General features: G+C 73.2%; 5 protein-coding genes and 2 pseudogenes. 3 read left to right on the forward strand and 4 right to left on the reverse strand.

What is annotated here, in order from left to right; genetic code table 11:
* A pseudogene (locus tag ACFE60_RS15975) lies at positions 1-1,110 on the forward strand (translational GTPase TypA); the annotation flags it as partial.
* 19 nt (positions 1,111-1,129) lie between these two features.
* Here ACFE60_RS15975 and ACFE60_RS15980 read toward each other — a convergent pair.
* From ACFE60_RS15980 to efeU, 4 genes are all read right to left on the reverse strand, one after another.
* Entirely contained in the window at positions 1,130-2,530 is a 1,401-nt protein-coding gene (locus tag ACFE60_RS15980; protein ID WP_375389852.1) for a M1 family metallopeptidase, read from the reverse strand.
* A gap of 84 nt (positions 2,531-2,614) precedes the next feature.
* Positions 2,615-3,904, reverse strand: a complete 1,290-nt coding sequence (efeB, locus tag ACFE60_RS15985; RefSeq protein WP_375389853.1) for an iron uptake transporter deferrochelatase/peroxidase subunit — start codon at positions 3,902-3,904, stop codon at positions 2,615-2,617.
* Complete coding sequence (efeO, locus tag ACFE60_RS15990) at positions 3,901-5,148, reverse strand: iron uptake system protein EfeO (protein ID WP_375389854.1); 1,248 nt, start codon at positions 5,146-5,148, stop codon at positions 3,901-3,903. Before efeO ends, efeB begins: the two co-directional genes overlap by 4 nt.
* Positions 5,135-6,700: an iron uptake transporter permease EfeU gene (gene efeU / locus ACFE60_RS15995; protein ID WP_375389855.1), complete on the reverse strand. Its 1,566-nt coding sequence runs from the start codon at positions 6,698-6,700 to the stop codon at positions 5,135-5,137. Before efeU ends, efeO begins: the two co-directional genes overlap by 14 nt.
* Before the next feature lie 102 nt (positions 6,701-6,802).
* Between efeU and ACFE60_RS16000 the strand changes: the two genes are divergently transcribed.
* Positions 6,803-7,243, forward strand: a complete 441-nt coding sequence (locus tag ACFE60_RS16000) for a hypothetical protein (RefSeq protein WP_375389856.1) — start codon at positions 6,803-6,805, stop codon at positions 7,241-7,243.
* Positions 7,244-7,386, forward strand: a pseudogene (locus tag ACFE60_RS16005) (ferredoxin); the annotation flags it as partial. It abuts the gene before it with no gap.

Consider the following 7,386-nt stretch of genomic DNA (forward strand, 5'->3'; position numbering starts at 1 on the left):
GGCACGGTCGCGAACGTGAAGGTCACCGAGCTGCTCGCGACGCGCGCGCTCGAGCGCTACCCGACCGAGTCCGCGTCCGCCGGCGACATCGTCGCGGTCGCCGGGTTCCCGGACATCACCATCGGCGACACGCTCGCCGACCCGGAGGACGTGCGCCCGCTGCCCGCGATCCACGTCGACGACCCCGCCATCTCGATGCTGATCGGCACGAACACCTCGCCGCTCGCCGGCAAGGGCGGCAAGGGCCACAAGGTCACCGGCCGCCTCGTGAAGGACCGCCTCGACCGTGAGCTGGTCGGCAACGTGTCCGTCAAGGTGGTCGACGTCGGCCGGCCGGACGCGTGGGAGGTGCAGGGCCGCGGCGAGCTGGCGCTGGCGATCCTGGTCGAGCAGATGCGCCGCGAGGGCTACGAGCTCACCGTCGGCAAGCCGCAGGTGGTCACGAAGGAGGTCGACGGCAAGACGCACGAGCCGTTCGAGCACCTGACGATCGACGCGCCGGAGGAGCACCTCGGCGCGATCACGCAGCTGCTCGCGGCCCGCAAGGGCGTGATGACCACCATGTCGAACCACGGCACCGGCTGGGTCCGGATGGAGTTCCGTGTCCCGTCCCGCGGGCTGATCGGGTTCCGCACCGAGTTCCTCACCATCACCCGCGGCACCGGCATCGCGAACGCGATCTCCGACGGCTACGACCGCTGGGCCGGCGCCATCACCACCCGCGTGAACGGCTCGATGGTCGCGGACCGCCAGGGCGTCGTCACCCCGTTCGCGCTGCAGAACCTGCAGCAGCGCGGCGTCTTCTTCGTCAAGCCCTCCGACGAGGTCTACGAGGGCATGGTCGTGGGCGAGAACAGCCGCCAGGACGACATGGACGTCAACGTGACGAAGGAGAAGCAGCTGAACAACATCCGCTCCTCCACCGCGGACGAGCTGGAGCGCCTCACCCCCTCCCGCGAGCTGTCGCTCGAGGAGAGCCTGGAGTTCGCCCGCGAGGACGAGTGCGTCGAGGTCACGCCGAACGCCGTGCGGATCCGCAAGGTCGCGCTCGACGCGCACACCCGGGCGCGCAACGCGTCGCGCCTGAAGCGCCAGACGGTCGACGCGTAGCGCGCCGCGGGCATGTCGGTCAGAAGGCCGGCTTGCCCGCGGTGTGCAGCCAGGTGCGGAAGAACGCGCCGAGGTCCTGGCCGGACAGCCGCTCGGACAGGGCGACGAACTGCGCCGTGGAGGCGTTGCCGTACCGGTGCTCGGTCGCCCAGGCGCGCAGGATCCTCGTGAAGGTCGGGGTGCCGACCTGCCGCTGCAGCATCGCGAGCGTCAGCGCGCCTCGGTCGTAGACGAGCCGGTCGTACAGGGTGGAGGAGCCCGGATCGGCGACCTCCCCCTCCCACAGCGCGTCGGTGGCGGGCGTCGCGCGCATCCGGTCCACCTTCGACTCGATCGTGCCGAGGCCGGCGTGCTCGTCCCACAGCCACTCCGCGTACGTCGCGAAGCCCTCGTTCAGCCAGATGTCCTTCCAGCGCTTCGGCGTGACGCTGTCGCCGAACCACATGTGCGCGGTCTCGTGCGCCACCTCGGACTGGTCGACGGACGCCGGGTAGATCGGGCGGGTCTGCGTCTCCAGGGCGTAGCCGACGTCGAACGAGCTGACGATCGAACCGCCCTCCTCGAACGGGTACCGCCCGAAGTGCTTCGCGAGAAAGCGGACGATCTCCGGCTGCAGGTCGATCGCGCTCTGCGCCGCCTCGCGCTGCGGCGCGGTCAGGTGCTGGTCCACCGCGGTCAGGTACCGCACGCCGCCCTTCGAGAACCGGTCGACCGTGAAGTCGCCGATCGCCACGGTCGCGAGGTAGCTCGACATCGGCTGCGCTGCGGCGTACCGGAAGGTGGTCCAGCCCGCGCGGGTCCTCGGAGCGCTCCGCGGCAGGCCGTTCGCGATCGCCTGCTTGCCCTTCGGCACGGTCACCGTGAACGAGTAGGTCGCCTTGTCGGTCGGGGTGTCGTTCACCGGGTACCAGGTCGGCGCCCCGTACGCCTCGCTGACGACGAGCGCGCCGTGCGGCGTCGAGACCCAGCCGAACAGGGAGTCGGTGTTGTCGATCGGCCGCCCGGTCGTGCCGGCGTAGGCGACCCGCACGGCGACCGCGCGGCCGCGGGCGAGCGGTGCGCCGGGCGTGATGCGCAGCTTCTGCCCGCTCTGACGGAACGCGGCGGGCCGACCGTCGACGCGGACCTGCGACACCCTCAGCCCGCGCAGGTCCAGCGTGAAGGACCGCAGGGTCGCCGCGGGGCGCAGCCGGACGGTCGCGACGGCGGCGAGCCGTCTGGTCGCCGGCCGGTACCGCAGCGCGATGTCGTAGTGCAGGGCGTCGTACCCGGTGTCGCCCTGGTGGCGGAAGTAGGGGTCGCCCGCCCAGGCGCCGCCGTCGACGGCCGGTCCCGGTGCGGCGTCCGCCATCGGCGCCGCGCCGACGGCGAGCGACAGGGCGAGGACGCCCGCGAGCAGGGGCAGACGATGGCGACGCACGGAGGGGACGGTAATGGTCTGGGAGAGGTGGCCCGGAGGAGGCGCACGCGGGGTGCACGGAGCGCCGACGTCCCCGACCGAGGGTCAGCCGAACAGCTCCTGGCCGATGTAGCGACCCGGCTTCGGCGACCTCGGCGTGAAGAACAGGCCCGACCCGATGTGCTGGATGTACTCGTTCAGCGCATCCGCGCGGCCGAGCCGGGTCTGCAGCGTGATGAAGTGCTGCGGGTCGTTCATGTAGGCGATGAAGAGCAGCCCGGCGTCGAGCAGCCCGTACTGGTTCAACCCGTCCGTGTAGTTGTAGCCGCGGCGCAGGATCTTCACGCCGCCGTTGTTCTCGTGCGCGGCCAGCGCGATGTGCGCGGTGGGGGAGATCGTCGGGTCCGCCGCCCCCTTCGTGTGCGCGGCGAAGTCCGGGGTGTCGAACTCCCGCCTGCCGCCGAGCGGAGCCCCGACCGCCTTGGTCCGGCCCATGACCGACTGCTGGTCGCCGACCGGGTCGGCGTCCCAGGCCTCGATGTTCATCTGGATCTTGCGCACCACCTGGTAGCTGCCGCCCGCCGTCCACGGCTGGTCGTCGTCCACCCAGACGAAGTCCGCGAAGTCCGTCTGCTCCTTGATGTTCCTGGTGCCGTCCTTGAACCCCATCAGGTTGCGCGGGGTCGCCTGCCCCTTCCCGGCGGAGGCGCGCCCGAAGCCGAGCACGGTCCAGCGCGTCTTCGCGACGCCCCGCGCCATCCGGGTGAGGTCGCGGATCGCGTGGTACGCCACCTGGGGGTCGTCGGCGCAGGCCTGCAGGCTCAGGTCCCCGCCCGTGGTCGCGGCCTGCAGCTGGTCGCTCGGCAGGTCCGGCAGGGCGGTCAGGTGCGCCGGCCGCTTCGCCGCCAGGCCGTAGCGCTGGTCGAAGACGCCCGGGCCGAAGCCCACGGTCACCGTCAGCGAGCCGGGGGACAGCTCGTACGCCTCCCCGGTGTCCTGCGCCACCGCGTTCTCGTCCGTCGGCTCCACCGACCCGATCGGCAGGCCCTTCATCAGTTGGGCGATCGCGCCCGACCAGCGGGCCAGCAGCACCTGCAGCTCGGAAGGCAGCGGGGTGAGCAGGTCGAAGGTCATGAAGACGGAGTAGCGCTGCTGCTCGGTCTCGATGCCCGCCTGGTGCGCCTGCCCGTAGAAGGGGTGGCTGCGGGTGAGGTCGACGACCTCGGTCTCGTCCGCCTGCGCCGCCGGCGTCCGCGTTGCGGCGAAGGCCGCGGTCGTCGCTCCGGCGCCGGCCGCGGCGCCGGCGATCCCGCCGGCGAGGCCTGCGATCAACCCGCGGCGGGAGACCGCGGACGGCGCGCTGCCCGCCTCCTGGTCCTGGGGGTCCGTGCTCAAGCGGTCGCCACCTTCTCGGCGATGCGCGACAGGGGCTCCTGCAGGCTCTGCACCGTGCTCGCGAGCGCCGCGGCGTCCTTCGCCCTGACCTCGGCGGTGTACAGCTCGTAGCCGCCCGCCTGCGATGGGTCCTGGTACTTCGTCAGCGCGTCGGTGACCGCCGTGAAGCGGTCGGCGACCTGCTGCGTCAGGGTCGGGTCGATCTTCTGCATGCCGGGCTGCAGGTTCGCGAACGCCTGCTGGGCGCCCTCGATGTTCGCGGCGAAGTCGACCAGGTCGAGGTGGCTGTACGCCTCCTCCTCGCCGGTGATCTTGCCGGACTGGACCTCCTCCAGCAGCCCGGCGGCCCCGTTCGCCAGGTCCTCCGGCTTGTAGGTGAGCGTCTTCGCCAGGTCGACCAGCTTCTCGACGTTCGCCGTGAGGTCGGAAGCGTACTTCTTGGTCCCGTCGGTGATCTTCCCGGCCTTCCAGAGGTCGCGCTCGACCGCGTGGAAGCCGCTCCAGCCGACGGCCGGGTCGAGGTTCGAGGCGCGCATGTCGATCAGGTAGTCCAGGTTGCCGGCGTTGTCGGTCGGGTCGGTGCCGGGCAGCACGAAGCCCTCGACGTCGGACTCCACCTTCTCGTAGAACGGCCGGGCGAGCGCGTACTGCTTCTTCGCGGCTGCCAGATCGCCCGACTCGACGGCGGTCTGCAGGCCGCGGACCGCCGTGACCATGTCGCCGAGGGTGCTGGTGACGTACTCGCCGTAGGTCTTCGTGCCCGTGGTCAGCAGCGTCGACGCGGTGCTGCCGCTCGAGTCGGGGGCCTTGCCCGTGACCGTGAACGCGGTCGCCTCGGTGGTCGCGCCGGGGCAGTAGACGGAGTAGGTGCCGCCGGTGAGGGTGCTGGTGAAGGACACCGCCGCGAGTCCCGGCGCGAGGTTCTCCTTCTCGCCGACGATCCGCTGGCCCTGCAGCAGCTCGACCTCGGTGATCCCGGTGGCGCTCGTGTTCGTCACCGAGAACGTGACCGGTCCGGCCTTCGCGGTGCTGCTGGACACCGTGCACTCGTCGCCGGAGTCGCCGGACACCAGCTCGATCGCGACCTTGGAGACGCCGTTCGACACCGGCGCGACGGATGCCCCGGCGGACGACGGCGCGGGCGACGCGGCGCCGCCGGACGCGCACGCCGACAGCAGCAGCGCGGTGGCGGGGAGGAGGGCGATGGCGGCCGCGGTGCGGGTCCGGCGGTCACTTGACGGCATAGGGGGTGCTCCTCGTTCGGGATGCGGGGGTCGGGAGGGGATCGCCGGCGACCGCGGTGCGGCGGCGGCGTGAGCGGAGGGCGGTGGCGGCGACCGCGAGGGCGGCCACCAGCAGCACCACGGGCACCTGCACGCCCCACAGGGAGCGCTCCGGTCCGGCGGCGGCCGCGGCCGTGATGGCGCTCGCGGTGGCGGCAACCGCTGCGGGGGCGACGCGCCAGGACGCGGCGGCCGGGGCGTCGGCGCCCGTGACCGAGACGGTGCGCGGGGTCAGCAGCCCGCCTCCGGTGATCGTGAGCACGGTCGTCGCCGTGCGGCGCGCGTCGACGAGGACGCCGCCGTCGGTCCAGGCGGTCGTGGTCGTCGTCGCGCGCCACGTCGCGGCGAAGGGCCCGGGGTCCTGCGCGGCGTTCACGCCGACGGGCAGCCGCCCGCCTGCCGCGGCGGCGAGGTCCGCGAGGGTGACGGAGGCCGGGCCGTCGACGGCCGCCGATCCGGTGGTCGTCCGCTCCGTCGCGGTGATCCCGGCATGCCCGGTGACGTCGCCGGCCGGGAGGCGGACGCGCTCCACCGCGCCGTCCCTCGTGACCACGAGCGTGCTGCCGGCGAGGTCGGCGGTCCCGCCTCCGGCGAGGGGACGGGCGCCCGCGGAGGGGACCGGTGCGGTCGGCACGGCGACCGCCAGGGCGACGGCGGCAGCAGCCAGCCCTCCGGCGACGATCCAGCGCAGCCGCACGGCGGCGTCGGCGCCCGGCCGGCGCTTCGCGGGCCAGGTGACGAACAGGGCGACGGGGATCAGGTAGGCGAGCCACGCGACGACCTCGATCAGGCGCGGGTCGGCGGGGATCCCGAGCAGGCCGGTGACGAGCGCGCCCTGCACCGTGCCGTTCGCGGCGAGCCAGCCGAGGTCGACGGTGCGCTGCTGACCGGCGACGACCCAGCCGGCCTCGTGCGCCGTGCGCACCGCGCTGAGCACCAGCCCGGCGGCCACCAGCACCAGGAAGGCCCCCGTGATGCGGAAGAACCGGGACAGGTTCAGCCGCACGCCGCCCGCGTAGATGCCCCAGCCGATCGCGACGGCGATCGCGACGCCGACCACCGCGCCCGCCGCCGCGAGGCCGGTGCTCTGGGCGGCGCGGAAGGTCGCGAGGAGGAAGACGCTGGTCTCGAACCCCTCCTTCAGCACGGCGAGGAAGGCCATCACCGCCAGCGCGGTCGCGCCGCCGCCCTGCAGCGCCGCGCCCGCCGACGCCTCCAGCTCGCGCTTCATGCTGCGCGCGTGCCGGTGCATCCAGAGCAGCATCCCGGTCACGAACACGACGGCGATCGCGCCGATGACGGTCTCGAGCCCCTCCTGCTGCGCCTGGGGGAGCGCGCCCTCCAGCACCCACAGGGCCACGCCGACGGCCAGGCTCGCGGCGAGCGCGAGGCCGACCCCCAGCCACATCGCGCCGAGCCCGCGGCCGTTCCGCTTGAGGAAGGCGGCGATGATGCCGACGATCAGCGCGGCCTCGAGGCCCTCGCGCAGACCGATGACGAGGGTCGCGAGCACGGGCGGTTCCTCTCACGACGGCCGGCGGCTGGGGTGCGCGCCGTCAGGAAGGTTAGCCTGTCCTTACTGTCATGGCGAGTGGTGCCGGGGAACGATCGAGGGGTGCCGACCGCCGTGAGCCGCCGTGACCTCGCGCTGGGGGCGCCGGTCGCGCTGCTGGGCGGTGTCGCCGTCGGCACGATCGGCACGTTCAAGCACCAGGTCGGCGTCTCCGCGGCGACCGGCACCGGCTGGCCCGTCGGCCTCGTCCTCGCGCTCGCGATGGTCGTGCTGTTCCTCGTCGCGCTGCGGCTCGCCTTCCCCTCCCGCTGGTTCGCCGGCGCGGCGGCCGCCGGCGTCGTCGGCGCGGTCGCGCTGCTGTCCCTGCCGGGCGCGAGCGGCGGCTCCACCGTCATCCTCCTGAACGCCGTGGGCATCGTCTGGACCGTCGCGCCTGCGGTGCTCGGGGCCGCGGTCGTCGGCTGGCCCAGGAGGCGCGTCCGCCGAGGCGCCCACCCGGCCGGGGGGATACTGGAGGGTGCCCCGGCGGAGAAGGACGACTGAGTGACCTACGTGATCGCGCTGCCGTGCGTGGACGTCAAGGACCGCGCCTGCATCGACGAGTGCCCGGTCGACTGCATCTACGAGGGCGAGCGGATGCTCTACATCCAGCCCGACGAGTGCGTCGACTGCGGCGCCTGCGAGCC

Origin of the sequence: uncultured Amnibacterium sp. (genome assembly GCF_964245895.1) — a bacterium.
Taxonomy (GTDB): Bacteria; Actinomycetota; Actinomycetes; order Actinomycetales; family Microbacteriaceae; genus Amnibacterium.